Source organism: Streptomyces sp. NPDC028314 (genome assembly GCF_055565795.1).
In genome coordinates this window covers 61,561-87,243 of record NZ_JBVHTP010000020.1, presented here as the reverse complement: position 1 = coordinate 87,243, position 25,683 = coordinate 61,561, and the positions used below count along the sequence as shown (strand labels likewise).

Genomic DNA, 25,683 nt, shown 5'->3' with positions numbered 1-25,683 from the left:
GTGCTCCGGCTCCATGGCGAGGAGGGCTATCTAGTGCTGTGACCGGAAAGGTTCACCGGGTTCGAGAGCGGTGAGGGACCGGACGAACGGTTCGTGCACTGGGGGTGAGAAGATCGCACTGTGACCATCCGCCTGCATGACATTGATGGCGAGCACTCGCTGACGTTCGATGCCGGTGGCCTGGCTGCCGATGTCGCAGTAGCCGCCGCCGGGCACGAGCCGAACGGGTACTTCTGGGAAGGTCTCGTGCGGTTTGCCTGGCCCGATATTGCCGAGCGCCTCGATTTCGACAGCGAGGCTGGCATGTTCTGCGCGGTCGGCGGTTCGAGCGACCTCGCGCGACTCAAGACAGCCGTTGAATCCGTCATCACGAGCCCCGAGACAGTCCGCGACATCATTGCCCGTGCGGAGACTTCGGGCTTCGAGTTCGACGACTGATGCTGTGACCTCGCCGGGTTGGGCGGGGTCAGGCCGCGGCCGGCAGTGGCCTGCCGCCCCAGCGGAGACCTCGTTCGGTCCGGATGCGTGCGCGCTCGCGTCGTTGGGCGGCCAGGACGTCGGGGTGGCGGGCGTTGTTGTTGCGCCAGCGCAGGTAGGCGTGCAGGGCCCGGGTCTGGACGGCGTGGTTCGGATGGTGGGAGTTGGCCAGGGTGAACTGCCGAAGCGGCCCGAAGTGGGCCTCGATGGGGTTGGCCCAGGACGCGTAGGTAGGTGTGAAGCACAGCTCCACCTTGTTCTTCTTCGCCCACCTGCGGATCTTCCAGTTCAGGTGGGCGGAAAGGTTGTCGAGGATCACGTAGATCGGGGCGCCGTCCGGGCGGGCAGCTCGGATCGATCTCAGGGCGGCCCAGGTGTGGTCGATGCCCTTGCGGCGCCGGTTGACACCCCACAGCTTGTCGTCGCCGACGGAGTAGCAGCCGTGGAAGTAGGTGATGCCGTGGGTGCGGCGGTAGGTGGCAGGCAGTCGGTCGGGGCGGCTCTGTTCGGCCCAGCAGGAGCCAGCAGTGGGGCGGATGCCCAGTGGCCCGAACTCGTCCAAGGCGAACGTGCGGTCAGGACGCTCGTTGACCGCGTACTCGATCCGCTCCAGCTTGGCGTCGAAGGCCGGATCCGGGGATTCCTTCCAGGTCTTCGTCCGCTGGAAGGTGATCCCCCGGCGGGCCAGTAAGCACCGCAGGGCTTCGCGGCCGATCCGGACAGGCCGGACAATGTTCCGACGCAAGTGGTCGGCGAGTTTGCGGACCGACCAGCGGGTGAAAGGCTTGCCCAGCACGGTGGGCCGGGTGGTGGCCGTCTGGATGACGAACTCCTCGTCGTCACAGCTCAGCAGGCGGGGACGGCCTCCCGCCCACTGAGGGTTCAGGCATGCGAGCCCGATCTCGTTGAAGCGGTGGATCACGTCCCGGACGGTGTCCTCGTCCGCCTGGACCAGCCGCGCGATCACCGGGACCGTGCTGCCGCCGGCCGAGGCCAGCAGCATCATCGCCCGTCGAAACCGCACCGAGCTCGTACTGCCCCGCCGAACAATCTGCTGGAGCTTCTGCCCCTCCTGCTCCGTCAACCTGCGGACCTTGACCGGTGGTGCCATCCCGCCTCCCCTGCTGGTTGGAAGCGACATCGCTTCCAACCAGCACAACGAGCAACCCGGTGAACCTGTGCGGTCACAGCACTAGGGGCCCGAATAGTCGGTCGGGTGACGACGCTTCGATCTAGTGTCCTGAGTCAGGGGCCCCTGGTGGTTCAGCGCATGACAGTCGACGCTGCCACGGTCTCACCACAGAACTAACTGAAACCCCTGACTCAGGTCACTTGTGACCTGAGTCAGAGATTCGGTGGCAGTAGGCCGCGACTTTGTCGAGGATCTCGTCGGCGGCCTTCGTCCAGACGAATGGCCTGGGCTGGTCGTTCCAGTGGGTCAGCCAGGCCCGGATGTCGCGTTCGAGGGCCTGGACGGAGCGGTGGACTCCACGCTTGAGCTCATCTGCGTGAGCTCGGCGAACCACCGCTTGCCCAGGTTCAGCCAGGACGCGCTGATCGGCGTGAAGTGCAGGTGAAAGCGAGGGCGCGCCAGCAGCCACTTCTTCACATCCAGCGTCTTGTGGGTCGCGTAGTTGTCGAGGATCAGATGGACCTGGAGACCGGCCGGAACCTCCTTGTCGAGCTTGGCCAGGAACTTTTTGAATTCGGCAGCCCGGTGGCGGCGGTGGAGTGAGCCGATGACCTTGCCTGTGGCCACCTCGAGGGCAGCGAAGAGGGTGGTGGTGCCGGCGCGGATGTAGTCGTGGCTGCGGCGCTCTGGAACACTGGGCATCATCGGCAGAACCGGCTGGGACCGGTCCAGGGCCTGGATCTGCTACTTCTCGTCCACTCAGAGGACCAAAAGCCTTCTACGGCGGGTCCAGGTAGAGGCCGACAACATCGCGGACCTTGTCGATGAACAGCGGATCCATCGACAGCTTGAACGTCTGCGACCGGTGCGGTGCCAGCGCGAACGCCCGCCAGATCCTGGAAACCGTCGACTGCGACATGCCCGTGGCCGCGGCCATCGACCTGGTCGAGCAGTGCGTCGCGTTCTTCGGCGTCTCTTCCAGGGTCTTGACGATCACCCGCTCGACATCCGCATCGGTGATCTTTCGTGGGACACCCGGTCGCGGCTCGTCGCCCAGCCCGTCCAGACCGTGCTCGAGGAAGCGCCGCCGCCAAGTGCGGACCGTGTCCGGACCGATCCGCAGCCGCCGCGACACTTCCACGACCGAGTGTCCCTCCGCGCACTCCTGCACGATTCGCAACCGCTGAGCCAAGGCCTGGGCTGTCGTACGACGACGTAACCAGCCCTCCAGCAACGCCCGCTGGGCATCAGTGACCGACAACGGCGGAATCTTCGGACCCGGACGACTCATACCGAACTGACGACAAACCTCAGACTCAGGTCAGTAGCGGCGCCCAGCCCGATGGGCACGATCGGCGAGACGCCCCATATGGTGAGGCAACGTCAGGGGAGACAAGGGGAGCGGATGAACCGGCACGTGGCGGGTGGGTACGGAGCATTCGAGCCATTGGGGGCGAACGATCCGCGGATGGTCTCGGGCTACCGGATCGCCGCTCGGCTCGGCGCGGGCGGCATGGGCAAGGTGTACCTGTCGCATACCCCGGGGGGTCGTCCGGTCGCCCTCAAAGTGATCCGGCCGGAGTTCGCCGAGGACCGGGAGTTCCGTCGGCGGTTCCGTCAGGAGGTGCGTTCCGCTCAACGGGTCCAAGGCCTCTACACCGCGCCCGTTATCGACAGCGACACCGACGGGCCGGTCCCATGGCTCGCCACGGCCTACGTGCCGGGCCCGTCGCTGGCCGAGGCGGTGGCCAGCCACGGCCCGCTGCCGTCCCACACCGTCCTGATGCTCGTGGCGGGGATTGCCGAGGCCCTCCAGGTCATCCACGGGTCCGGCATCGTGCACCGGGACCTGAAGCCCTCCAACGTGCTGCTGGCCGCCGACGGCCCCAGGGTCATCGACTTCGGCATCGCGCGGGCTGCCGATGCCACCGCGCTCACCGCGAGCGGGGTAGCCGTCGGAACGCCCGCGTTCATGGCCCCTGAGCAGGCAGCCGGTGGCGAGGTCAGCGGGGCGACGGACATATTCGCGCTCGGGCAAGTGGCCGCGTACGCCGCCTTAGGGGCGCCCGCCTACGGCGATGGCCCCTCGCACGGCGTGTTGTACCGCATCGTTCACGAGGAACCGGACCTGTCGGGCCTGGACGGGACGCTGCGTCCGCTCGTCGAGCGCTGTCTCGCGAAGGACCCCTCCAAGCGCCCCTCGCCTGCCGAGATCCTCGACCTGTGCCGGACCGCCGGCGACCTCACCCAGCTGAGCAGGCCCGAGGACTGGCTGCCGCAGGGGGTCGCGGCTGGCATCTCGAACCGTCCCGAGCCTCCGGCGCCGGTTCCCACGGTCGTGGTCCAGGACACACCCCCGTCGCTGGTGGCACAGCCCACCGTGTCGGCCCACCCCGTGTACGCCCCTCCAGGATCCCTCAGCCCCCCGTACGCCGCTCCGACCGCCCCGCCGACCGTGCCTGCACCGGCCTTCGCTCCGCCTCCGCTGGTCGTAATCCCCCGGCCCCCGGGGAGCAACCGGAGCGCCGTCGTCCTGATCTGGATCTTCGGGTGCCTCTTCTTCCTGCTCGCGGGCTGTGTGGCCGTGCTGAGCAACATTGACGGCAGCACGTCGGATGACGGTACGGACGCCAGTCCCCGCGCCACGTCCACGGCCCCACGCCCGGACCCGAAGCCCATTGAGTACAAGGGATTCAACCTCGCCGACAACTACGACGTGAGTTTCGCCGACGATCCGCTGACACCCAGCCAACATAGTGGCGACCTGCGCTACCTGTGCTCCTTGAGGGTCTGCGGCTTTCACTCCAATTCCGATGCGAAGCTGGCACGGCTCGACAGCGGTACCGAGGGATCCTTGCAGGCGTGCCGTCAGGAGACGCGGTTCACCAGGGAGATCCCCGTCGCCGCGATCTCCAAGGGTGACGCCTTCTGCGTACGCACCGCACAAGGAACGATCGCCTTGGTCGTGTACCGGGGTAGCTCGGCAAAGAACGACCCGAGCACCTACGCCACCCTGGACATGACGGTCTGGCGGGGCGCGGCCCGCAAGGACTAACGCCTGTCTCTTTCACGGGTTGGCCAGTTGACCGGATGTGTCTGTCCGATGTCGGAACGGACCGAGCCGCTGATGCCGCCTGATCAGGTTCGCGGGAGGCGGTGGGTCGACCATCGCCGCACGCTCAAAGACCAAAGCTGGGCCGAACCCGTCCTCGGAGCATTCCGGGACGGTGGAAGCCTGTTCACGGATGGCTTCGCCTTCACCCCGGAGGGATCCGCCTGTCGGCGTGCGAGCTGAGGTGCGGGCGCGGGGGAATCGGGTTGCGAGGCGGTCGGAAGCTGGGGTGGAATCGGGCTGGCTGTGCACCTGCGGCCCGGGCGGGGAGGGGTCGGTCATGGACGGGACGACAGCGCTGGACAGCGTGCTGCAGCGGGCGCACGTGGTCCAGGTGAGCTCGGTGTGCGGGTCCGGGGCGGACGGAGAGATCCGGGTGGACCTCTCCGATCCGGCGGAGTCGGCCCGGCTCAGGACGGCCATGGCCGTGGAATCGCTGCCCGGGTTCCACTGCATGTGCCTCGGGGACGTCCGCTTCGAGGTGTTCGACCGGGACGGTGGACGGCTTGCAGTCGTCGTCCTGCACCACGGGGTGGCCCTGAGGTGGGGGCAGTGGGAGGGCGACGCCATCCTCACCGACGGCCGCCTGCTCCTGGCCTGGCTGGACGGGCACGGCATGCCCGGCCCCATGCAGCAGTTCGAGGCCAGCCGGCTACGGGCGGAGGAAGGGGCCGAAAAGAAGCGCAACTGGCTGGCCGCGATGCCTGCCGGACTGGAGGGGACCGCCGACCGGATCCTCGACCTGTCCCGCACCGGCATCGGGCCCTCCCCCGAATTGCTCGCGGAACTCACGGACCGACTACAGCTGACGTTCCCCGACCCGGTGGAGCGGGTGCTGGCCCTGCTCAACTGGAACGGCGCCGGCAGCGGGCGCTGCTCCGGCTACCCCTTCCACGAGGGCCTGCCCGGCGAGCTGCTCGGCAGGGTGCCGATCACCGATCTGCTCGCCGCGCTGGCCGACCCGCGGGCCGAGGAGCGGCACGACGCCGGGGCCGTGCGGCATTTGGTGGGCTGGAAGACCCGCCCGCGCCAGAAACGGGATGTCGCCAGCCTGCCCGAACCGCTGCGCGTCCGACTGCTGGCGCACGCCCGCCGCTCTGGAGACTCCGACAAGCAGGGCCGCGCAGAACGGTGGTTGGCACCCCCGCGGGCCTGAGGCCCGCCGACGTTCAGCAGCCGGCGAAGGCGGCGCGGTCAGCAGCAGGGAGGGCGCTCGATGACGACGTGGCCGTCCGGGCCGAGTGGCGGCGGCCCCCCGGCGACCGGGGTCCTGCGTCGCCCTCGCGTCGTAGGAGGCCTGAATCAGGTGGCCACCTGCGGCCGCCGGGGTGGACGAATCAGAGCGATGCGTTCAGGGGATGGCCCAAGAGGGTTTCGAGCTGGGCGATCGTCTGCTCGGGCTGCTTCGCGTGGACTCCCGCGAAGCCGAGTGCCTCCGCCGCCTGCACGTACTCCTCGGTGTCGTCGACGAACACGCACTCGTGGGCGGGCAGTTCCATGAGTTTCAGGATGGCCTCGAAGATGGCCGGCTCGGGCTTGCGCATCCCGTGGACTTCGGAGATGACCACGCTGTGGTAGAGGGCATCGAGGTCGTAGCCGTCGTAGAGGTCCCAGGGAGACAGGCCCACGGAGTTGGACAGGATGCCGACCTTGATCCCGGCACGCTTCGCTGCGGCGGCTGCGTCGATCATGGCCTTTTCCGGGCGCAGGTCGGCGAAGATCCGCCCCATCAGATTGTCCGGGGAGACGCCGAGCTTGGGGGCGGCGAACTGGTTCCATTCCGTCTGAGTGATCTCGCCGCGCTCCAGCTCATGGGTGAGCCGAACCCCGTCCGCGTCCATGTACAAGGCGTTCAGGCACGCACCCTGGGGAAGTCCTTCGCGCTTCTCGAAGGCGAGCACTGCCGGGAGCAGCGGTGTGGTGAGCACCCCTCCGAAGTCGAGGACGAGGCCGGTGCGGCGAGACGACATGCGAGAACTCCAGATGGTGAGGTTGATCGGCCGGGTTTCAGGCGAACTGTACTGGCGGGGACCGTGCCCGTCGTCGGGGGCAGACAGCGGGACGACAGCAAGGGGAAGTGGATCGTCCAGGACCTGGGCATCACGGTGCCGTTCACCTGGGAGGGGAGGGACGGCGACAGCCAGATGACCGCGGGGGGCCCGCAGTACCCGATCTGGTTCACCCACCTGATCTACCACGACACGCTCTACACCCTGACGTACAAATGGCCCGGTCTGAACGACCATCCCTGCTCACGCGTCCCGGACTTCAACCTCGAGACGCTGAACCAGGGGTTCGAGGGAGCCCGATTCGTCGGGCGGGAGACCCTGCGGCGCACCCACCCGCCGCGGCACGTGAACCACTGGAGGGTGGGCGTGGTCTTCCCGCAGCTGCCTCCCGGGAACTATCCGCGTCTGCCGCTCGCGCTGGGTGACATCTACGTCGACGAGGACAACCGGGGAACCTTCTGGCAGGTGCTGCAGTTCGGCGTGCAGAACCCCTACGACCCCGAGCTCGACGAGTGGCTGGTCATGGACACCTTCGAACACCGGCCCGGGACCGTGACGCTTCCCCGGGAGTGCGAGCCGCCCCGGTGAGCGTGGCCCCGGTCCCTCGGCGGGTCGGGCGGCCGATGCGGCTTCGGGTGGGGTTCAGGCGGTGGATGCCTGCGGCGGTGCGGGGTCGTTCGCGGTCGGCGGCAGCCCGGTGAGGAAGGTGCGGATCTCGTCGGCCTCGGGGACGGCGAGGGCGGTGTAGAGGGCGAGGGCCTGTCGGGCGTGGTCGTGGGCGAGGTCGATGCGGCCGAGGTCGCGGTGGACGTGCGCCAGGCCGTCGTGGGCGCGGGCCTGCTCGGGGCGGTAGCCGAACTCGCGGGCGAGGGTCAGCGCGGTGTCGTGTTCGGCCGCGGCCCGGGCGAGGTCGCCCATGGACCGGGCGGCTTCCGCCAAGGCGTTGAGCGACTCGGCCTCGTCTCCGGGGAAATCGCACCTGCGGCTCAGCTCCAGGGCGTCGCGGTGATGGTGGCGGGCCTCGTCGTGGCGGCCTTGCCGTTGGTACAGCAGCCCGATGTTGTTCAGCACGATGATCTCGCCGATGCGGGATCCCGTCTCGCGGTACACGTGCAGCGCCTGCCGATGGTGCTCGTGGGCGTCCTCGTACCGTCCTTGGCGTTCGTGGACGATGCCGAGGTCGGTCAGGCATCTGGCTTCGCCGGCACGGTCGCCGAGCTCGCGGAAGAGCACGAGGGACTGGGCGTACTGGTCGTGGGCCTGGTCGTCTTCTCGCCGCCGCCGGGAGACGGTGGCGAGGTTCTGCAGTGCGCGGGCCGTGGCGCCCTGATCGCCGATCTCGCGCGCGAGGTCCAGGGCTCGCCGGTAGTGCTCGGCCGCTTGCTCGTACGCGCCGTTCCACCAGAAGTGCACCTCGCCGAGATCGATGAGCGTGCGTGCTTCGGCGGATGTGTCGCCGCTCCGGCGGCCGGCTCGCAGTGCCAGGCCGTGGAGGGTCAGCGCGTCGGCCTGGTGGGCGTGGCCCAGCAGGTAGCGGTGCAGGGTGGCGGCCAGTTGGCTGGTGTGTGTGAGCCGGTCGTGTTCGGCTGCGTACTGGCAGGACGCCATGAGGTTCACGCGTTCACCGTCCAGCCAGGTGATCGCCTCGGCCTCGTCCTGTGGGGGCGCGGCCGGGGTGTCCGGCGCGGGGATGCGTGGCCTGCGGTTCTTGCCCTCGGGGTAGAGGTGGTCGATGGCCGTGCTCGCGGTGTGGAGGTAGTGGTGGAACAGTCGGCCGAGGGCTTCGCTCTGGGCGTTGGGGGGCTCCTGCGCGGCCGCGGTGGCGAGGGCGTGTTCGCGCAGCAGGTCGTGGAAGGTGTAGCGGCCGAGCTGGTGCTGGGTCAGGACGTGGGCGTCCAGGAGGTCTTCCAGGAGCGTCTCGGCCTGCTCGAGCGGGAGGTCGGCCAGCGCGGCGGCCGCCTCGGGGCTGATGTCACGGCCCGGCTGGAGCCCCAGGAGCCGGAACATGCGTTGCTGATCGGCAGTCAGGTGCTGGTAGGACAGCGTGAACGCCGCTGCCACACCTCGCTCCGCGGTGGCCAGCTCGGAGAGTCTGCGGCGCTGGTCGCGGAGCCGGTCGGCCAGGTATGCGACGGTCCAGCGGGGGCGATGGTGCAGGCGGGCGGCGGCGATGCGGACGGCCAGCGGCAGGAATCCGCACAACTGCAGGACGTCGAGGACGGCCAGGGGTTCGGCGGCCGCCCGTTCGCCGACGATCGCCGTGAACAGCTCCACGGCGTCGGCGGCGGCCAGCACGTCCAGGGACAGGGCGTGTGCCCCGTCCAGGTCGGTCAGCCGTCGGCGGCTGGTGATCAGGATGAGGGCACGGGAGGATCCGGGCAGCAACTGGCGTACCTGGTCGGCGCCGAGGGCGTTGTCCAGCACGGCCAGCACGCGCCGGCCGGAGAGCTCGGACCGCCACAGCGCGGCGCGATCGGCGACCGACGCGGGTATGTGTTGTGCGGCCACGCCGAGCTGGCCCAGCAGGATCTCGAGCGCGGCGCCGGCGTCGAGCGGCGCCTGGCCGGCGGTGTGCGCCTGCAGGTCGATGAAGAGCTGTCCGTCCGGAAAGTGCTCGGCGAGGCGGTGGCCCGCGTGGACCGCGAGCGTCGTCTTGCCGACGCCGGCCATCCCGTCGATCGCCGAAATCGTCACGATGCCGCCGTTGCTGCCCGACCACAGGCGGGTCAGCCTGTCGAGCTCGACTTCGCGTCCGGTGAAGTCCGGGACGTCGTAGGGCAGGAAGTTGACCCCCTGCGGTTTCGAGGGCGCGGTGACCGGCGGCGGCCGCAGATCGGGGGCGTCCCGCAGGATGTCCTGTTCGAGCTTGCTGAACGCGTGGCCGGGGTCCAGCCCCTGCTCTTCGGCCAGGGTCGCCCGGAAGGTTCTGGCCACCTGCAACGCGTCGGTCTGGCGTCCGGCGCGGTGCAGGGCGAGCATCAGCTGGCAGCAGAGCCGTTCCCGCAAGGGGTTGGCCGCCGCGTGGACGGACAGTTCGTCGATGAGGTCGTCGTGCCGCCCCCGGGCCAGCTCCAGCTCGGCCAGGCGCTCGACGGCGGTCAGCAGCTGCCCGTTCAGACGTACTCTGGTGCTCTCGACGTAGTGGGCGGTGATGTCGGCCAGCGGCTCTCCCCGCCACAGCGCCAGCGCGGCACGTATCTGGTCCGCAGCGTCCCCGGGGTCGTCGGAGAGGGCCGGTGCCTTGGCGAGCAGGCTGGTGAACTCGTCCAGGTCGAGTTGTCCTGGCTCGGGGGTGATCACGTACCCGGCCGGCCGCGTGGCCAGCATCCGGTCGGCTGCTGAAGCGCGCAGCATCCGTCGGATCGCGGCGATGGTGGTCTGGATCTGGGCGCGGGCGGAATCCGGCGGCAGTGGCCCCCACATCGCGTCGATCAGGCGATCCGTACTGATCGCGACCCCGGCGTGCAGCAGCAGGTAGGCGAGCACCGCGCGATGACGGGGTGCCAGGCCGGGCGCATCCGAACCGGGAGCCACGGCCTCCACCGGGCCGAGGATCGTGAACCGCATGCCGTTACTCCCGGGGTCATCAGCGCGTGCGGCCGCGTGCATCCGCATGCATCCGCGTACATCGAAGAAGCATCGGGAATGTATCAAGATCAACCGGCAGGGTTACCGGCATGCCAGCACTCCACACCGTAGAACCGGAGATCGCGACCGGTGAAGCCGCAGCCCTCTTCAATGCCACGCACCAGGCCCTGGGGGTCGTCCCCAACCTGGCCAGGGTGATGGCCAACAGCCCGGCCGTACTGAAGGGGTACTTGGGCGTCCTCACCACCCTGAGCACGGAGGGAACCCTGTCGGCGGACGTGCGCGAGCGCATCGCGTTGCTGGTGGCGCAGGAGAACGGGTCCGACTACTGCCTGTCCGTGCATGTCTTCCGCGGGACCATGCTGGCCGGGCTGAGTGCGGCCGAAGCCACCCGCGCGCGCCGGGGCAAGGCCGACGACTCCTGGGCCGCCGCCGTCTTGGAACTGGCCGCCGCGGTGGTCCGTGACCGCGGAACCGTTGGCGACGAGCAGCTGGCCGCGGCCCGGCGCGCCGGTCTGTCCGACGGGCAGATCGTCGAGGTCGTCGCCCATGTCGCCCTCAACGCGTTCACCAGCTACCTCGCCACGGCTGCCCGTATCGACATCGACTGGCCGCTCGTGCGGCACACCGACTGAAGGAACGCGAACGCGATGACATCTTCAGAGCCGCGGATCGCCTGAACCGGGTTATCCCGGCTGGATTGCCCCAGCCGGGTGGGCCCAGACCCCTCCAAAACGAGAATCCGTCCCCACCGAGGAGCCCCACATGATCAACGCCGTCCCCCTCACTCATGTCTCCACTGAAGACGCCGCCGCCTGGCATGCGGTCGTGGCGGCCTCGCTCGCCAGTGATCTGCCTGAAGAGCCCCGGCCCACTCTCCGGCAGGTCCACGCCCAACTCACCGTCGTCGGGCGGGACAACCGCCGACTGCTCTGGCAAGCCACCGGGGCCGATGGCGCGGTGGTCGGTGTGGCCGGGCTGCGGTTGTTCACCTCGCCCGGGCAAACGCACCTGGCGGAGCTGGAGCTGCACGTCGCTCCTGACCGGCGGCGCTCGGGCGTCGGCTCGCACCTGCTGGCCACAGCCGTGGAGGCGGCACGGGCCGAGCAGCGCCGCAGCCTGATAGCCGCCGTGGCCGGCAACGGACCGGGGGACGCCTTCTGCGCCGCGCGCGGCTTCCGGCGGGTACTCGCGCTGGACCACCTGCTGCTCGACGTCGCGCGGGCCGACGATGCCCCAGCCGGCGCCGAGCACCCCGGCTACGAGCTGACCAGCTGGAACGGCACGGTCCCCGACGACCTGGCCGAGGCGTTCGCCGCTGCCAAGAACGCGATGAACGACATGCCCACCGGCGACATGGACTACGGCAGCCAGACCTGGACCGCCGACCGGGTCCGGGCCATGGCCGAGGTGCTGGCCGACCGCGGTGACGTACTGCTGACGACCGCTGCGCTCGGCAAGGGGGAGATGGCCGGATACACCGAGATCGTCATCCGTGCCGGGGAGACCCGCCGGGCACTGCAGTACGACACCGTCGTGGCGCCCGCACACCGCGGCCACGGGCTCGGGCTGTGGGTCAAGGCAGAGATGGTGCGCAGGCTCCGCGCCGAGCACCCCGGGATCGTGGAGATCGAGACCGACAACGCCCAGGACAACACCCACATGCTCGCCGTGAACCGGCAGCTGGGCTTCCGTTTCCACCGCAGCACCCACGAATACCAACTCGACCTGCCCACCACCTGACCACCCCACGCCGGAGGGCAACATCTCCGCCCGCAGCCTCTAACCCCCCTGATCCGTCACCTCGTCCCTCACCTCCTCCTTCCCCCTCCTCCCCCGACACTTCCACCCGACCAGGGAGCACACCACCATGTCCAAGTTCACCGCTTCAGGGCAGCGCAAGATCCGCGACGTACTGGCCCGCCACGTCGACTCCGGCAAGATCCCCGGCGTCGTCGCCCTGTACAGCAAGGACGACGAGACACACGTCGAGACGCTCGGCTCGATGGAGCACGACGGCGGCGCGCCGATGCGCCGGGACACCATCTTCCGGATGGCGTCCACCTCCAAGCCCGTCTCGATAGCGGCGGCGATGGTGCTGCTCGACGAGTGCCGGCTGCGGCTGGACGACCCGGTGGACCGGTGGCTGCCGGAGCTGGCCGACCGCCGGGTGCTGAAGGCGTTCGACGGCCCGATCGACGAGACGGTCCCGGCGCGCCGTCCCATCACCGTCCGGGACGTGCTGGCCTCCACCTTCGGTCTCGGTATGGACATGACCTCGATCGGTACGCCGATCATGAACGAGGTCTTCGCACAGGGGCTGACCCCCAACCTGCCCACGCCGATGCCCGAGCAGGACGAGTGGCTGCGCCGCCTGGGCGCGCTGCCGCTGATGCACCAGCCCGGCGACCACTGGCAGTACCAGCTCGCCAGCGACCTGGCCGGCGTACTGGTCTCCCGGGTGACCGGCCAGACCTTCGAGGAGGCGCTGCGCGAACGCGTCTTCGGCCCGCTGGGGATGGAGGACACCGGCTTCCACGTCCCGGACGCCAAGATCGACCGGCTTCCGGCCCTCTATGCGCCCGACCCGGAATCCGGCGAGTTCCACGTGTGGGACGAGTCCAAGGGCGGCCGGTGGAACATCCCTCCGGCGTTCCATGGCGGTGGCGGTGGTCTGGTCTCCACCGCGGACGACTACCACGCCTACTTCAGGATGCTGCTGAACGGCGGCAAGCACGGCGGCGAGCGCATTCTGTCCAGGCAGGCGGTGGAGCTGATGACCACCAACCGCCTCACCCCCGCGCAGACGGCCGCCCGCACCGAGCTGGCCACCAACAACGTCCACATCTCCTTCGGCCAGGGCCAGCAGGGCGGTTGGGGCTTCGGGATGGCGGTGCGGACCTACCGCGGCGACTACGCTCCCGTCGGCCAGTTCGGCTGGGACGGCGGCGCCGGCACCTCCACCTACGCCGACCCCGTCAACAACGTCGTCGGAATCCTCCTCACCCAGGTCGGCACCTCGGTCCCCGACTCGGTCCACCTGATGCACGACTTCTGGACCACTCTGTACCAGGCGGTCGAGGACTGATCGCTGGAGAGGTCAAGGCTCGGGGGTGACTGTGGTTGATCAGCGGGTCGGGAAGGAGGCGAGGCTGAGGTCCCACTGGTCAGCCGCGTGGAGGAGCGCAGCCGTATCCAGCCGTACCTCCACGGCGTACTGGTAGATGTCCGCTCCGTCTTCGTCCTGCTGCCACGGGGGTGCTGCTTCCAAGGACAGGTGGACCCGGAGCACCGCCCCGCCCTCGCTCCGGTCGGCGAGGCTGAAGGCCAAGACGGGCTCGATGAACCACTTGTCCGGGGAGAACTCGCCTTCGGCATCGAGTCCGGTCACAGCCACCTTCCCCGCTGCCACCGCGCGCAGCCAGGGGGCCACCTCGTGCGCTTCACTGGTCAGCAGACACGGATCGGCAAAGGACCAGCTGCCCTCGGCGGTTGTCACCGCGCCGCTGATGACCAGCCAGTTGTTGTCGTACGTGTCGGTCCCGAGCAGGGGAAACTGATAGCGCAGCGGGCGGAGCTCGACACTGTTTGCGTGATCACTCAAAAGCACTGCCACACGATGTCACGGGCCATCCCGGAGCTGTCCAGTGCCGGCCGACATTCGGAGTGGCGCGCTCGTCCGTGGCGGCTCAGCCGGCCTTGTGGTCGCGGGTGTCGGCGAGCTCGCGTACCGCGTCGGCGACGGCTCGGGAGTCCTTGCGCAGGATCTTGGAGTGGTTGCTGGCCACCTTCGCGCTGACCCGGATGTTCGGGTTACGGGCGAGCACCGGGTCGAGGTTGGCGCGGATCTGCTCCATGAGCTTCGGGTCGCCGCCCAGATTGCCGCCGGTGGCGAGCACGTACCGGGTCGGTACGGTCAGACGGTCGAAGACCGGGTTGAGGGCGGCGGGCGCGCAGAGCTCGTTGATTTCGATGTTGATCTCGGCGTGTTGCGCGGCGCTCATCCGCGCGGCCAGGCCGAGCGGGCGGGCGATCGGGAACAACGGGCTCATCTTGCGGAACAGCTTGTGGATCTGTTCCCGGGCGGCGTCGTCGAGCCACTCGTGCGGCATGGCGCCGTCAACGGACACCGCGCCCAGGGTGCGGTCCGGGTTCCGGGCGGCCCAGTGTATGGCGAGCATGGCGCCGTAGGACCAGCCCACCAGGATCGGCCGGTCCACGCTCCTGGCGGTGAGGACGGCGTCGAGGTCGCGCAGGCACGCCTCGAACGAGTAGTCCGAGGCGCGCTTCGATCTGCCGCGGGCGCGCTCGTCGTAGGTGATGTGGCGGTAGTCGCTGCCGAGGTTGGTGATGACGCGCTTCCAGTGCGACTGGTCGGCGTAGGAGCCGTTGAGGTAGACGACGGGACGGCCGGGGCCGCCGGTGTCGGTCACGGCCAGCGCGGTGTCGTCGATCGACACCATGCCGGTCCAGGCTGACTTCTTGGTGGTCATGGTGTGTCTTCTTCCGGTGTCAGAGGTGGATCTGTGGATCAGGAGCGGTGGACGGCGATGTCGCCGTGGGAGGTGCGGCCCGCCTTGCACCCCGTCGGGCTCGGCGGGCTCGGCGGCCTCTTCCGGCTCGGCGGCCTCTTCGGGCTCTTCGGGCCGGGTGCCCCTCTTACAGGCTGCGGGCGGTGATGTCGCCGTAGGCGGTGGTCGCGTGGATGTCGAGCTGGGCTTCGGCGCCTTCGGTGTTCTTGAGCGCGTTGTGGATCCGGCCGTAGCCGGTGCCGGCGTCCAGGGAGGCGGAGACTCCGCGGGCGGCGCCGACCTGGATCTCGCCCGCCTCGGTGCGCAGTTCGACCGTGCCGCGCACGGCCTCGGTGATGTGGATGTCGCCCTTGGCGGTGCTGATCTGCGCGGGGCCGCCCAGGCGGCCGACCGAGATGTCACCGGCCTGGAGGGCCAGGCGGGCGCTCGCGGTCTCGTCGAGCTTGGCCGAGCCGTGCGCGCCCTCGAAGGCAACGTCGCCGAGGCGCCCGACGCCGTGGAACTCAGCGCTGGCCGCCTTCGCCTCGACGTGGGAGCCGGCGGGCAGCTGGACCGTGACCTCGATGGATCCGGAAGCGCCGAGGATCTGGTTCTTCACCGCCGGTGAAGCCTCGATCCGCAGGACGCCATCGGTGTATGCGACCTTCGTCTGCTCCGCCGCCTTCACGTCGCGGCTCTTGGAGGCGTCCGCGGGGAGGACCTCGACCGTGGTGTCGGACCGGTCGGCGGCGATGAACCGGATACGTCCCGCGGGGATGTCCAGGATGGTGGAGACCAGGGCGGGGGTGTGGAACTTCTGCATCGCGCTCTCCTGCGACTCGTTGTTTCTGATGAGAGAAAGCTACGTTGCATTCAAAGATCCCTCAACAGATGCGTTGCATGGATGTTTTATTTATGCAGGTGAGAGCCCATAAATCGTTGCAACGAAGCTTGGGGTTAACGCAACGCACGCCGTACGTTCGTTGCAATGGCGTGGAGGTGAACGCAGGTCTGGAGGCCCCCGCGGTGGCAGATCGCGCTGGGAACCCGCTCTCAGCCGGCGGCGTCGAGCAGCAGTTTCGCGGCCACCGCCGCGCCGTCGGCGCGGAACGTGCCGGCCACGGCGGTGGCTCGTACGCGGGTCTCGGGGGTCAGGGCCGTGGCAAGCGCGGCGGACAGGGAATCGACGGTCGGGGTCGGGCCGTCGTGGGCCGCGCCGATGCCCAGCTCGGCCACCCGGCCGGCGAAGTACGGCTGGTCCGCCCCCTGGGGTACCACGACCTGAGGAGCGCCGGCCCAGGTCGCCGTCGTCGTCGTGCCCGCGCCACCGTGGTGGACCACGGCGGCCACCCGGCGGAAGAGTGCCTGGTGGTTGACCTCGCCGACGGCGAAGCAGTCGTCCTGGTCGTCGATCAGGGCCAGGTCGGCCCAGCCGCCGGAGACGACCGCGCGGCGGCCCTGCGCGCGGATCGCCTCGATGGCCACCCGGGCGACGTCCTGCGGATCGCGCATCGGAATGCTGCCGAAGCCCACGTACACCGGCGGCGTACCGGCGTCCAGGAACGCCACCAGGTCGGCGGGGAGCGGGCGTTCGTCCGGCAGGACCCACGCGCCGGTCTGCACCACGTCGAGGTCCGCCGGCTGCTGCCACGGGGCCAGGACCGGATCTGTCGCCAGCCACGGCCGGTCGGTGAAGACGTGGTCGCGGACGTTGTCCACCGGCGGCAGACCGACCGATGCCCGGTGGGTGTTGACCGCCTCGCCGAACACCGCCTGCGCGTCGTGGGCGTCCCGGTCCCACAGCACCCGGTTGTCGGTGACATCAGCGGGGAGCGGCCGGCCCGGCCGCGGGATCGGCGGGTGGTGCGGCGACGGCAGGCTGACGGGCTGGTAACTCACGTACACGTAGCGGATGCCCAGCTTCTCGGCCGCCGACTTCACCCCTGCCACGGCCGGCACCAGGCCGGTCGCCACCACCACGTCACACCCCTCGGCCGCCGCCACCGTGACCTGTTCATGGAACGCGGCGACCAACTCGGCCGCACGCCGGGGCACACCCCCCGGCGACGGCGGCGTCTTACCGGTCACCAGCGCGCGCACCGACTGCCCGGTCGGCACCATCTCCACGCCGACCGCGGCCAGCCGCTTCGCGAACTCCTCGTCCGGCGGCGCGCACACCCGCACCTGCGCGCCGAGCCCCCTCAACCGCACCGCGAGCCCCACCAGCGGCTCGACGCCCCCGCGCGAATCATAGGCCGACAACAACACACGCATTTCACACTCTCATTTCCGTGGATTCCCGCCCGGCGCCGGGCACCCGGAATCGGCAATCCAGTCCGACTTCCGGAGCCCGCTCGTCCACCGCCGGTACGCGCCGATGTGCTGTCACCAGCACGTAGGTGAATCTAGGCTCGCGCGAAGTGCACGAATGTGCGTGGCGTGCAGGGATCATGTGCAATGCGCGCTACGTGCCACGCGCTACGTGCTGCGTGCTTCGTGCCACGTGCCACGTGCTACGTGCTACGTGCTACGTGCTACGTGCTACGCGCTACGGCTCATGCAGGGCGCTGCGGTGTTCGGTCGGGGTGATCCCGTAGGCCTCGCGGAACGCCCTGCTGAACGCGGTGCCGCTGGGGAAGCCCCAGCGGGCCGCGATCGTCTGCACGGGCTGACCACTCAGTTCCGGGCGGGCAAGGTCGGCGTGCGCGCCTGCGAGTCGCCCTTGGCGGATCCGTGCCGCCACACTCACGGGCTGGTCGCGGAAGAGGGCGTAGAGACTGCGAAGAGAGATGCTGTACCGATCGGCGATCAACTGGGGGGTCAGGTCCGGATCGCCCAGGTTGTTCTCGATGAAGCGGATGATCCGCTGGAGCTTCTCCTGCGCGCGGGCCTCGGCCGGTGCCTCGTCAGGGGTCCCGAGCTGCCGCGCCAGACACGAGGCGACCAGGTCGAGGGCGACGGTCCCCATCCCGGGCAGCTCCTCGGGGTGGCAGCTCGGGCCATGGGTGAGAAGTGTCTTCAGGAAGCCGGCAAGGATCGCAGCGGACCCCCCGCTCGCGGGGATTTCCCGGGCGAGGAGACGGTCCAACCGGTCCGGGCCCAGCGGCAGGTTCGCGCGGGGGATCTGCAGCACGATTGCCTCGACCTGCCCGTTGGCACAGACTGCCTCGCTCTCCATCGGCCGCGATGTGTCCGTCAGCACCAGGCCGCCCGTGACGACCGACTCGCTGCCCCGCTGAGAACTCCTGATGGCACCTTGAGTGACGAGCGCCAGCAGGAACTGTTCGGGATCGCTTTGCCGGACATGGGCCGAGGTGCGGCGTGCGAGCACGGGCGAGTAGGCGAATGTCGACAACCGCACCACGCCGAGGTCCACATCCGTGATCCGCGCGCGGAACTCGCCCGTGTGACGGGTGTTGAGCGTGACGGGCATCAGATCGCTGGACAGCGTCTCGTAGAACCACTCGAACCTGTCCTCGCACGGCACGGAAGTATCCGACGCAGCCTTTGATCCCACGCAATCCCCCGCACCCATGGCGTGGCAGCGAACCGGTCCCTCACCGGCAAGTCGCACATTCCATGCTCCGCCCCACCGCCACCTGATCAATTATCACCCCGTTGCCGGACCCAGGTACTGGTACGGGTACGGGTACTGGTACTGGTTGCGGGGTCAGTTCGTGTCGGGGATGCGGGTGAAGGAGCGGCGGTAGGAGCGGGGCGGGACGCCGCGGCGGCGTACGAACTGGTCCCGCAGGACGGCCGCGCTGCCGTAGCCGACCCGGCGGGCGATCTCCTCGACCGGCAGGTCCGTCGTCTCCAGGAGCTCCTCGGCTCTGCTCAGCCGTAGGTCCCGCAGCCAGGCGTGCGGGGTGGTGCCGGTGGCGGCGTTGAAACGGCGGGCGAAGGAGCGCTTGCTCATCACGGCGCGCGACGCCAGTTCCGAGACCGGCAGCGCCTCGTGGAGGTGCTCCCGGGCCCAGGCGAGCACGTCGGCGAGGCGCTCGTCCTCGCCGTCCTCGGGGACGGGAGCGGCGAGGTACTGGGCCTGGCCGCCGTCGCGGTGCGAGGGCAGCACCATGTCGCGGGCGATGTGGTTGGCGACGGCGGCGCCGTGCTCGCGCCGGATCAGGTGCAGGCACAGGTCGGTGCCTGCCGCGGCCCCGGCTCCCGTGACGATCCGCCCCTCGTCGAGGTACAGGGACTCGGGCTGCACGGTGACGCTCGGGTAGCTGTGTCTCAGCAGGTCGGCGAAGCGCCAGTGCGTGGTGGCCCGGCGCCCGTCGAGCAGTCCGGCCGCGGCGAGCGTGAACGTACCCACGCAGTGGGCGGCGATCAGCGCGCCCCGCCCGTGTGCGGCGGACAGGGCGCCGAGCACCTCGGGGCCGGGCGGCGTGCGGAAGTCGGCGCCGGGCAGGACGATCACCAGATCGGCGGTGGCCAGCCGGTCCAGGCCGTGCTCGACGGTCAGCGGCACGCCGACGTCGGTACGGACCGTTCCCGGCTGGTCGGCGCACAGGGCGAAGTCGAAGCCGGGGGCTCCGCTGCCGTGCGGGCCGAAGACCTCGGCGACGATCCCGACCGCGAGCATGCCGGCCGCGGACGGGGCGTACGCGGCGACGGTCTTGAAGGCGGGCACCCGCGCAGTATCGCAGCCCTCCTGCGATGAGTGGCATTCGGGCCAGAGGGCACTCGCAACGCTCGGCCACAGGAGTGTGTTCGAGAAATTGACCACGGGTCACATCCTCTCGACGGGGGCGGGGTGGTTGCCATCGGCTCTGTGAAGGGCCGGTCAGAAGGGCCGGTCAGACGCATGCCGTTCGGTGGTGGGTCGCTGATGGGTGGTCGGGCCGACCGGCCCGAGGGCGCGGCAGACCGCGCCCCCGGGGCGGAAAGGGAGCTCAGGGCTTACCTGGCCTGTCCCCAGTCGATGTAGGACGCCGAACCGTCGTCATTGCGCAGGTGGAAACGGCCCTGGGAAGGACGCCAGATACCGACATTGGCGGCCGGACCGCCGTCCCAGTTGCCGGCGACCGGGATGTCGTTGCCGACGCCCCAGTCGAGGACGACCAGGCTCCCGTCATCCATACGGAGATGGAACTGACCCGTCGAGGGACGGAACACACCCACGTTGTCCGGACCCGCACCATCCCAGTTACCGGAAACCGGCCGGTCACCCGCCTGACCCCAGTCGATGTACGTGGCCGAGCCGTCGTCATTACGCAGGTGGAACCTGCCGTCACGCCAGATACCCACGTTCGCCGCGGCCCCACCGTCCCAGTTCCCCGCAACCGGCAGGTCATTGGCGACACCCCAGTCGATGAGCGCGAGACTCCCGTCATCCATCCGCAGATGGAACTGACCCGTCGACGGACGGAACACACCCACGTTGTCCGGACCCGCACCATCCCAGTTACCGGAGACCGGCAGATCCTTACCGACACCCCAGTCGACATACGTTGTCGAACCATCGTCATTGCGCAGATGGAACATCCCGTTCCGCCAGATGCCGACGTTCCCCGCAACCCCACCATCCCAATTGCCCGACACCGGCAGGTCGCCGACGGCGTCGTCGACGATGCTGTTGTTGCGGACAGGCCGGAAGGTGCCGTGGCCGGAGTAGTAGGGGTACGGGATCTCCCGGTAGTGCATCCCGCTTCCCGTGAACTCGTAGCCCATGTACGAGGTCTGCGCGGAGTTGGCCCAGCCGCCGAAGATCACGATGTGGCCGTTGGCGCCGGCCGCGTCGTTGAGCATGGCGTCGCCCGACTTCAGCTCGCTCTTGCCGATCCACGAGGCGACACCGGCGGGGACGAAGCTGGTGGTGTCCAGGCCGGGGGTACCGAGGCGCCAGGCCATCGAGGCGAAGCCGGAACAGTCGGTCCGGTAGCCCTGGTAGGTGTTGTCCCAGCTGTAGTTGAGCCCGATCCCGACCCAGGAGGCGGCACGTCTGATCACCTCGCTGCGGGTGATGGAGGGGCCGGCTGCGGCCTGGGACGGTGCGATGGAGGCGCCCTGACCGGCTCCGCCCTTGTCCATGGCTTCGATGGCGGCGGCGGACGGCTTCGGGAGGGGGTTTTCCGCATGTGCGGGCACGGCGGACAGGACGAGTGAAGCGGCGCAGGCGGCCGTGACGATGCTCGCGCCCTTGAGGATGGATGCCTTGACGGACAAGGTGACTCCTGGTGAGAAGGAAGGTGGGTGTTGGGTGTGCGTGGGTGTTGTTTTGGTGTGGGTGCCGAGGTCGGCGGGCGCACCGCGCCGTAGGGCGCCTCGTCGCCTTGGCGGGCGTGAGGCGGTCGTTCTGACGGACGGCGCGGAGGGGTGGGAACGCACGTGATGCCGCGTCGCGGCAGGAGTACGGGGACGTACGGGACGGCTGCTGCCTGCGGCGTTCCCGGCCGCACGACCCGCTGATGCGCGGGCGACGGCGGCGGGCGCGGAGGAACGCGGAGGAACGCGGAGGAACGCGGAGGAACGCGGAGGGGCTGCGCGCGGTACGGAGAAGGGGGCACGTTCGGGCGTACGGGCGTGCCGGCGCCGCGAGCGGGCGGGGCCCGGGCGGGCTCGTAGACGGCGCGGTCCCCTTATGCCGGGTCGGAGCCGGGGGTGCTGGTGCTCAAGGCCGCCGGGCGGCCGGGCGTGTTGCCGGAGCAGGCGTGCGGGGCGAGGGCCGCCGCCGGGGCCGCCGCCCGCCGCTGGGGGCGCGGCCGGCGGCGGGGTCCGTGGGCGTGGGGTCCGGGGCGGCCCAGGAATACCCGGGGGATCTGGAATCTGGCAGGCGCGAGCGGGTTACCCCGATGACGGCTTACCGTCGGCTGCCGTGGCTTTAGCGCGGGGCGGTGTCGTCGGCCGGGAAGGCCGGGCCGTGGCCCGGGACGATGGTGTCCGCCGTCGCCAGGACCCGGAGTCGGGAGGTCAGGAGAAGGTCGTGGTCCGGGGCGACCGGGTCCTCCACCGGGCCGTTCGGGCGCCACCACAGGTCGCCCACGAAGGCGGTCACGCCGGTGTCGGTGCCGACCAGCAGGGTGATGTCCTCGGCGCTGTGCCCCGGAGTGCGGATCAGCTTGAGGGACGGGGTGAGTTCGTGGCCTTCCGCGTCGCGGTCGGTCCACTGGTCGTCGCGGTAGATGGCCTTGTGGTCGTGTACGCGGGCGTTGCCGAAGAGGCCCACGTTCATGGTGTTGTCCGGGTGGTGGTGGCTGAGGATCACGTCCGTGATGTCGTCGGGGCCGAGGCCCAGTTCGGCCAGCGGACCCAGGATCCGGTCGCGGCCGGCCACCATGCCGGGATCGACGATCACGTGGTGCTCGCCGTCGGTGACGTAGGAGACGGTGGCGGCGACTCCGGGGCCGGTGGAGGTCGTGTAACCGGTGGTCAGGATCGTGTACTTGGCGCTGCGGCCGAGCGGGGCGTCTGTCATGCCCTGAAGTCTGCCGGGTATGCGGGGGCCGTACGAGTGGCCGCGCTGCCACTGATCGCAGGATTAGTGCCACTCTCTCGATCGCCCGCGTCCGCAGCGCTACCCGGTGGAAACAGCCGTACGCGGCTCCGTGGAACGGAGCCGCGTACGGGGTGGTGGGTGAGGCCGCGGGTGACGGGCCGCCGGGTCAGGCGGTCGGCAGGGTGGCGACGTAGGAGGCCGGGACGCTGACGACGTTGTTGAAGCCGAGCTTTCCGGTGCCGAACTAGTCGGCGCTCATGGCGCGCTTCCTGCCGCCCTTGACCTGCCAGACGGTGTTGTCGCCGGGGGTGAGGAGCCTGGTGCCTTCGGCCGGGGCGGACTTGGCCTTGGCGGTGGCGAGCCATTCGCCGGGGGCGCCTTCGATCCGGGGCGGCGGCACGGAGGCCGGCGTGAACGACGCCCCGTGACTCGTCTCAGGCCGGCACCGCGTCCTCAAGGTGTGCCAGCTCCTCCGTGCTCAGCGTGAGGTCCGCGGCCTTGGCCGAGTCGGTGATGGAGGCCGGGCGGCTGGCTCCCGGTACCGGGATCACTGCCGGGGAGCGGGCCAGCAGCCAGGCCAGGGCGACCTGTTGCGGGCTGACGCCGCGCTCGGCTGCGATGCGTTGGCAGGCGGTGGCAACGGAGGTGCGGCCGGAGGAGGTGCGACCGGCGGAGCTGGCGCCGGAGGAGGCGGCGCCCGCCGAAGTGGCGCCCGCCGAAGTGCGGTCGGAAGGGCCGTCGAGGGAGCTGCGGGAGATGCCGCCGAGCGGGCTCCAGGGCAGGAAGGCCAGGCCCAGCTGTGTGCTCAGCCGCAGCTCGGGCTCGCTGTCGCGGACGGCGGGAGAGTACTGGTTCTGCACGGAGACGAGCCCGTCGCCGAGGATCGCGTGCGCTTCGCGGATCTGTGCGGTCGTGACGTTGGAGAGTCCGGCGGCGCGGATCGTGCCGGCGTCGAGCAACTCGCGCAGGGCGCCGACGGACTCCGCCCAGGGCACGGCGGGGTCCGGCTTGTGCAGCTGGTACAGGCCGATGGCCTCGACGCCCAGGCGCTTGGCGGAAGCCTCGGCGGCGCGCTTGAGGTGGGCGGGGGTGGCGGTGACGGTCCAGCTGCCGTCTCCGGGCCGGCCGCGGCCACCCTTCGTGGCGACCAGGACGCCCGAGGTGTCGCCGCCGTAACGGGCCAGGGCGCGGGCGATCAGGAGTTCGTTGTGGCCGACCTCGCCGGCGTGCCAGTGGTAGCTGTCGGCGGTGTCGATGAGCGTGACGCCGGCGTCGAGCGCTGCGTGGACGGTGGCGATGGCGCGCGCCTCGTCCGGTCGGTGCTCGATGGACAGCGGCATGGCGCCCAGGCCGATGGCGCTGACGGCGGTGTCTGCGATGGTGCGGTACGACGACATGGCGGCTCAGTTCCTCAGGCGGTGGGTGACGGCTCGGCGGCGAGGGCTTCGGCAACGGCGCCGGGCAGCCAGTCGGTGGTGCGGGAGAAGGAGAAGCCCAGCTCCGTCGCGCGGGTGTTGCTCATGGCGTAGTGGCGGTCGAAGGAGAACGGCGAAGCCTCCTCGCCCGCCGGGACGGTCCGGTAGACGGGCTCCCGGCCGGCCTGCGCGGCAACGATCGCGGCGAGGTCGTGTACGTCGAGCGGACCGTCGGAGCAGGCGTTGACCGGACCGGTGAAGTCGGCCGTGGTCGCCCACAGCAGCAGGTCCGCCAGCTCCTCGTAGGGGATGAAGACCGTGGGCAGCGCCTTCTCGTGCACAGTGATCTCTTCGCCCTTGGTGATGCGTCCGGTGTAGTGCGCCAGTCGGCCGGTGAACTCCCGCGCGCCGCCACCGAGTACATGGGCGCTGCGCACACTGGCGAACTCGAAGCCGCCGGCGCGGGTGAAGACGGCCTCCGCCTGGCGCTTGCCCTCGGCGTAGTGCGCCTCCAGGTACGCGTCGTCGTGCCAGGGAAGGTCCATGGCCACCAGCCAGGTGACCGGGTCCACGGTCTCCTCCGGCACCGGCGTGCCTGGAGGCACCGCGGGCAGTGCGGCGGTCGCGGGGTCGTAGACCTCGATCGTGGAGGTCATGACGTAGCGCCGGGTGCGGCCGGCGAAGGCGCGGGCGGCGACAGCGGCCTGCACCGGGGTGTAGCAGACCTGGTCCACCACGACGTCGAAGGTGCGGGAGTCGAGCGCGGCCGTCAGGGCGGTCGTGAGGGCGGCTTCGTCGTTCCGGTCGACGACGAGGTGCTGGACGCCGGCGGGCGGCGGGGTGGAGCCGCGGTTGATCACGGTGACCTGGTGGCCCGCGGCCTGGAGGCGCTTCACCAGCAGCTTTCCGAAGTACCGGCTTCCGCCGATGACGCAGATCCTTTGCATGCCCTCATCCTGGAGACCTATCGTCACCAGCAGAAGTCCCGACTTGCTGGATGCGCATTAAGGAAAACTGTTGATCGATGTGCAGCGGCTCCGTGTCCTGCGGGCGGTGGCGGAGCACGGCAGCTTCAACCGGGCGGCCACGGCTCTGCGCCTCACCCCCTCGGCCGTCTCCCAGCAAGTGGCCGCCCTGGAACGCAGTCTCGGCGCCCAGGTCGTCGCCCGCAGCACCCGCGGCGTCACCCTCACACAGGCCGGCCAGATCATGGTCGGCGCCGCCGAATCCGTCGCCGCGGAGCTCGGCCACGCACAACAGCAGGTCGCCCGGCTCCGCACCGGCCGTACCCAACTCACCGTCGCCACCTTCACCAGCGGCGGCAGGCTCCTGCTGCCCGCCGCTCTCCCCCGGCTCATGGCTGCCCATCCCGGCACCGTGCTCCACATCAGGGAGGGCGAACCGGAGGACACCCTGCCGCTCGTCCGCCAGGGTGCCGTGGACCTCGCCCTCGCCTACCACTTCGACGGCCCGCTACCCGTTGGGCCGGGCCCCAGCTCCAGCCTGCAGTGGACGCCGCTCCTGGAGGACCCCCTGCACGTCGTCCTGCCGCAAGGGCACCGGCTCGCCGACCGCGACACGCTCGACCTCGCCGAGCTGGCGGCCGAGCCCTGGGTGCTCGGCTGCCTGAAGACCGAGGTGTACCTGCGCCGCTACGCCGAGCGCGCCGGCTTCGATCCGGACGTGCGCGGGACCACCACCGACTACTTCTTCGCCCGCTCGCTCGTCGCCGCGGGCATGGGAATCTCCCTGATCCCCTCCATTGCGCTCGCCCCGGAGATCCCTGGCCTGTGCACCGTACCGATCAACTCGCCGGGGCCGATGCGGTACATCGGCGTCGCCGCGATCAGCCGTGGCGACCGGCCCCACGTCACGACGCTCATCCACGCCCTGCGCGAGCAGGCGATGCAGCAGCACGAGGGGCGTTGATCCCGCCAGGGGTGATCCCGCCACGGGTGATCCCGCCGCGGGTGGCCTTGACCGGCCGGTCGCCGATCG

General features: G+C 70.0%; 23 protein-coding genes and 1 pseudogene. 9 read left to right on the top strand and 15 right to left on the bottom strand.

The features are described 5' to 3' along the window. The first annotated feature begins 120 nt into the window (after window positions 1-120). Entirely contained in the window at window positions 121-438 is a 318-nt protein-coding gene (locus ACZ4TG_RS34365) for an Imm51 family immunity protein (RefSeq protein WP_468170960.1), read from the top strand. Window positions 439-466: 28 nt separating this feature from the next. On the opposite strand, the gene ACZ4TG_RS34360 is transcribed toward ACZ4TG_RS34365, so the two are convergent. Further along, window positions 467-1,588, bottom strand: a complete 1,122-nt coding sequence (locus ACZ4TG_RS34360) for an IS630 family transposase (RefSeq protein WP_468170957.1) — start codon at window positions 1,586-1,588, stop codon at window positions 467-469. Window positions 1,589-1,805: 217 nt separating this feature from the next. Further along, a pseudogene (locus tag ACZ4TG_RS34355) lies at window positions 1,806-2,900 on the bottom strand (IS630 family transposase). Between the two features lie 114 nt (window positions 2,901-3,014). Between ACZ4TG_RS34355 and ACZ4TG_RS34350 the strand changes: the two are divergent. Beyond that, the gene (locus ACZ4TG_RS34350; protein ID WP_468171094.1) at window positions 3,015-4,664 is read left to right on the top strand and encodes a serine/threonine-protein kinase; all 1,650 of its coding nucleotides are present in this window, start codon (window positions 3,015-3,017) and stop codon (window positions 4,662-4,664) included. Between the two features lie 337 nt (window positions 4,665-5,001). Continuing rightward, window positions 5,002-5,877 (top strand): hypothetical protein, encoded by an 876-nt coding sequence (locus ACZ4TG_RS34345; protein ID WP_468170954.1) that lies wholly within the window; start codon window positions 5,002-5,004, stop codon window positions 5,875-5,877. Between the two features lie 181 nt (window positions 5,878-6,058). Here the strand turns inward: ACZ4TG_RS34345 and ACZ4TG_RS34340 are convergent, their stop codons facing one another. Next, on the bottom strand, window positions 6,059-6,691 hold the full coding sequence (locus tag ACZ4TG_RS34340) for an HAD family hydrolase (protein WP_468170951.1): 633 nt from the start codon (window positions 6,689-6,691) through the stop codon (window positions 6,059-6,061). Window positions 6,692-6,754: 63 nt separating this feature from the next. Here ACZ4TG_RS34340 and ACZ4TG_RS34335 point away from each other — a divergent pair, with 63 nt between their 5' ends. Further along, window positions 6,755-7,318: a hypothetical protein gene (locus ACZ4TG_RS34335; RefSeq protein WP_468170948.1), complete on the top strand. Its 564-nt coding sequence runs from the start codon at window positions 6,755-6,757 to the stop codon at window positions 7,316-7,318. A gap of 54 nt (window positions 7,319-7,372) precedes the next feature. On the opposite strand, the gene ACZ4TG_RS34330 is transcribed toward ACZ4TG_RS34335, so the two are convergent. Beyond that, complete coding sequence (locus tag ACZ4TG_RS34330; protein WP_468170945.1) at window positions 7,373-10,297, bottom strand: AfsR/SARP family transcriptional regulator; 2,925 nt, start codon at window positions 10,295-10,297, stop codon at window positions 7,373-7,375. A gap of 110 nt (window positions 10,298-10,407) precedes the next feature. Here ACZ4TG_RS34330 and ACZ4TG_RS34325 point away from each other — a divergent pair, with 110 nt between their 5' ends. The 3 genes from ACZ4TG_RS34325 to ACZ4TG_RS34315 all read left to right on the top strand — a co-directional run bounded on the left by ACZ4TG_RS34325 (window position 10,408) and on the right by ACZ4TG_RS34315 (window position 13,406). Beyond that, a complete protein-coding gene (locus ACZ4TG_RS34325; protein ID WP_468170942.1) occupies window positions 10,408-10,953 on the top strand; it encodes a carboxymuconolactone decarboxylase family protein in 546 nt (181 codons plus the stop codon). A gap of 130 nt (window positions 10,954-11,083) precedes the next feature. Beyond that, window positions 11,084-12,061 (top strand): GNAT family N-acetyltransferase, encoded by a 978-nt coding sequence (locus ACZ4TG_RS34320; protein ID WP_468170939.1) that lies wholly within the window; start codon window positions 11,084-11,086, stop codon window positions 12,059-12,061. A gap of 127 nt (window positions 12,062-12,188) precedes the next feature. Continuing rightward, a complete protein-coding gene (locus ACZ4TG_RS34315; RefSeq protein WP_468170936.1) occupies window positions 12,189-13,406 on the top strand; it encodes a serine hydrolase domain-containing protein in 1,218 nt (405 codons plus the stop codon). A gap of 39 nt (window positions 13,407-13,445) precedes the next feature. Here the strand turns inward: ACZ4TG_RS34315 and ACZ4TG_RS34310 are convergent, their stop codons facing one another. Both ACZ4TG_RS34310 and ACZ4TG_RS34305 read right to left on the bottom strand, forming a co-directional pair. Next, window positions 13,446-13,928, bottom strand: a complete 483-nt coding sequence (locus ACZ4TG_RS34310) for a WapI family immunity protein (protein ID WP_468170933.1) — start codon at window positions 13,926-13,928, stop codon at window positions 13,446-13,448. 79 nt (window positions 13,929-14,007) lie between these two features. Beyond that, the gene (locus tag ACZ4TG_RS34305) at window positions 14,008-14,811 is read right to left on the bottom strand and encodes an alpha/beta fold hydrolase (RefSeq protein WP_468170930.1); all 804 of its coding nucleotides are present in this window, start codon (window positions 14,809-14,811) and stop codon (window positions 14,008-14,010) included. A 33-nt stretch (window positions 14,812-14,844) separates the two neighbouring features. On the opposite strand from ACZ4TG_RS34305, the gene ACZ4TG_RS34300 reads away from it, so the two are divergent. Next, entirely contained in the window at window positions 14,845-14,997 is a 153-nt protein-coding gene (locus tag ACZ4TG_RS34300) for a hypothetical protein (RefSeq protein ID WP_468170927.1), read from the top strand. On the opposite strand, the gene ACZ4TG_RS34295 is transcribed toward ACZ4TG_RS34300, so the two are convergent. The 9 genes from ACZ4TG_RS34295 to ACZ4TG_RS34255 all read right to left on the bottom strand — a co-directional run bounded on the left by ACZ4TG_RS34295 (window position 14,978) and on the right by ACZ4TG_RS34255 (window position 24,632). Then, complete coding sequence (locus tag ACZ4TG_RS34295) at window positions 14,978-15,652, bottom strand: DUF4097 family beta strand repeat-containing protein (RefSeq protein WP_468170924.1); 675 nt, start codon at window positions 15,650-15,652, stop codon at window positions 14,978-14,980. The two genes, ACZ4TG_RS34300 and ACZ4TG_RS34295, sit on opposite strands and share 20 nt — an antisense overlap. Before the next feature lie 230 nt (window positions 15,653-15,882). Further along, window positions 15,883-17,103, bottom strand: a complete 1,221-nt coding sequence (locus tag ACZ4TG_RS34290) for a glycosyltransferase (protein ID WP_468170921.1) — start codon at window positions 17,101-17,103, stop codon at window positions 15,883-15,885. Between the two features lie 274 nt (window positions 17,104-17,377). After that, the gene (locus ACZ4TG_RS34285; protein WP_468170918.1) at window positions 17,378-18,364 is read right to left on the bottom strand and encodes an AraC-like ligand-binding domain-containing protein; all 987 of its coding nucleotides are present in this window, start codon (window positions 18,362-18,364) and stop codon (window positions 17,378-17,380) included. Window positions 18,365-18,499: 135 nt separating this feature from the next. Next, window positions 18,500-19,417, bottom strand: a complete 918-nt coding sequence (locus tag ACZ4TG_RS34280; RefSeq protein ID WP_468171090.1) for a GlxA family transcriptional regulator — start codon at window positions 19,415-19,417, stop codon at window positions 18,500-18,502. 317 nt (window positions 19,418-19,734) lie between these two features. After that, entirely contained in the window at window positions 19,735-21,000 is a 1,266-nt protein-coding gene (locus ACZ4TG_RS34275) for an NlpC/P60 family protein (RefSeq protein WP_468170915.1), read from the bottom strand. Window positions 21,001-21,655: 655 nt separating this feature from the next. Next, on the bottom strand, window positions 21,656-22,249 hold the full coding sequence (locus ACZ4TG_RS34270; RefSeq protein ID WP_468170912.1) for an MBL fold metallo-hydrolase: 594 nt from the start codon (window positions 22,247-22,249) through the stop codon (window positions 21,656-21,658). Between the two features lie 265 nt (window positions 22,250-22,514). Then, window positions 22,515-22,670 carry a hypothetical protein gene (locus ACZ4TG_RS34265; RefSeq protein WP_468170910.1) on the bottom strand — a complete coding sequence of 52 codons (156 nt, stop codon included), beginning with the start codon at window positions 22,668-22,670 and terminating at the stop codon, window positions 22,515-22,517. Between the two features lie 34 nt (window positions 22,671-22,704). Continuing rightward, window positions 22,705-23,667: an aldo/keto reductase gene (locus tag ACZ4TG_RS34260; protein WP_468170907.1), complete on the bottom strand. Its 963-nt coding sequence runs from the start codon at window positions 23,665-23,667 to the stop codon at window positions 22,705-22,707. A gap of 14 nt (window positions 23,668-23,681) precedes the next feature. Next, on the bottom strand, window positions 23,682-24,632 hold the full coding sequence (locus ACZ4TG_RS34255) for an NAD-dependent epimerase/dehydratase family protein (RefSeq protein WP_468170904.1): 951 nt from the start codon (window positions 24,630-24,632) through the stop codon (window positions 23,682-23,684). Between the two features lie 70 nt (window positions 24,633-24,702). Between ACZ4TG_RS34255 and ACZ4TG_RS34250 the strand changes: the two genes are divergently transcribed. Beyond that, the gene (locus tag ACZ4TG_RS34250; RefSeq protein WP_468170901.1) at window positions 24,703-25,614 is read left to right on the top strand and encodes a LysR family transcriptional regulator; all 912 of its coding nucleotides are present in this window, start codon (window positions 24,703-24,705) and stop codon (window positions 25,612-25,614) included. Window positions 25,615-25,683 lie beyond the last annotated feature (69 nt).

Coding starts and splice junctions, on each gene's coding strand:
- ACZ4TG_RS34315 (WP_468170936.1), top strand. CDS start 12,189: ATGTCCAAGTTCACCGCTTCAGGGCAGCGCAAGATCCGCGACGTACTG.
- ACZ4TG_RS34255 (WP_468170904.1), bottom strand. CDS start 24,632: ATGCAAAGGATCTGCGTCATCGGCGGAAGCCGGTACTTCGGAAAGCTG.
- ACZ4TG_RS34285 (WP_468170918.1), bottom strand. CDS start 18,364: ATGGGTGCGGGGGATTGCGTGGGATCAAAGGCTGCGTCGGATACTTCC.
- ACZ4TG_RS34360 (WP_468170957.1), bottom strand. CDS start 1,588: ATGGCACCACCGGTCAAGGTCCGCAGGTTGACGGAGCAGGAGGGGCAG.
- ACZ4TG_RS34325 (WP_468170942.1), top strand. CDS start 10,408: ATGCCAGCACTCCACACCGTAGAACCGGAGATCGCGACCGGTGAAGCC.
- ACZ4TG_RS34345 (WP_468170954.1), top strand. CDS start 5,002: ATGGACGGGACGACAGCGCTGGACAGCGTGCTGCAGCGGGCGCACGTG.
- ACZ4TG_RS34270 (WP_468170912.1), bottom strand. CDS start 22,249: ATGACAGACGCCCCGCTCGGCCGCAGCGCCAAGTACACGATCCTGACC.
- ACZ4TG_RS34350 (WP_468171094.1), top strand. CDS start 3,015: ATGAACCGGCACGTGGCGGGTGGGTACGGAGCATTCGAGCCATTGGGG.
- ACZ4TG_RS34290 (WP_468170921.1), bottom strand. CDS start 17,103: ATGCGTGTGTTGTTGTCGGCCTATGATTCGCGCGGGGGCGTCGAGCCG.
- ACZ4TG_RS34320 (WP_468170939.1), top strand. CDS start 11,084: ATGATCAACGCCGTCCCCCTCACTCATGTCTCCACTGAAGACGCCGCC.
- ACZ4TG_RS34280 (WP_468171090.1), bottom strand. CDS start 19,417: ATGCTCGCGGTCGGGATCGTCGCCGAGGTCTTCGGCCCGCACGGCAGC.
- ACZ4TG_RS34340 (WP_468170951.1), bottom strand. CDS start 6,691: ATGTCGTCTCGCCGCACCGGCCTCGTCCTCGACTTCGGAGGGGTGCTC.
- ACZ4TG_RS34330 (WP_468170945.1), bottom strand. CDS start 10,297: ATGCGGTTCACGATCCTCGGCCCGGTGGAGGCCGTGGCTCCCGGTTCG.
- ACZ4TG_RS34295 (WP_468170924.1), bottom strand. CDS start 15,652: ATGCAGAAGTTCCACACCCCCGCCCTGGTCTCCACCATCCTGGACATC.
- ACZ4TG_RS34260 (WP_468170907.1), bottom strand. CDS start 23,667: ATGTCGTCGTACCGCACCATCGCAGACACCGCCGTCAGCGCCATCGGC.
- ACZ4TG_RS34305 (WP_468170930.1), bottom strand. CDS start 14,811: ATGACCACCAAGAAGTCAGCCTGGACCGGCATGGTGTCGATCGACGAC.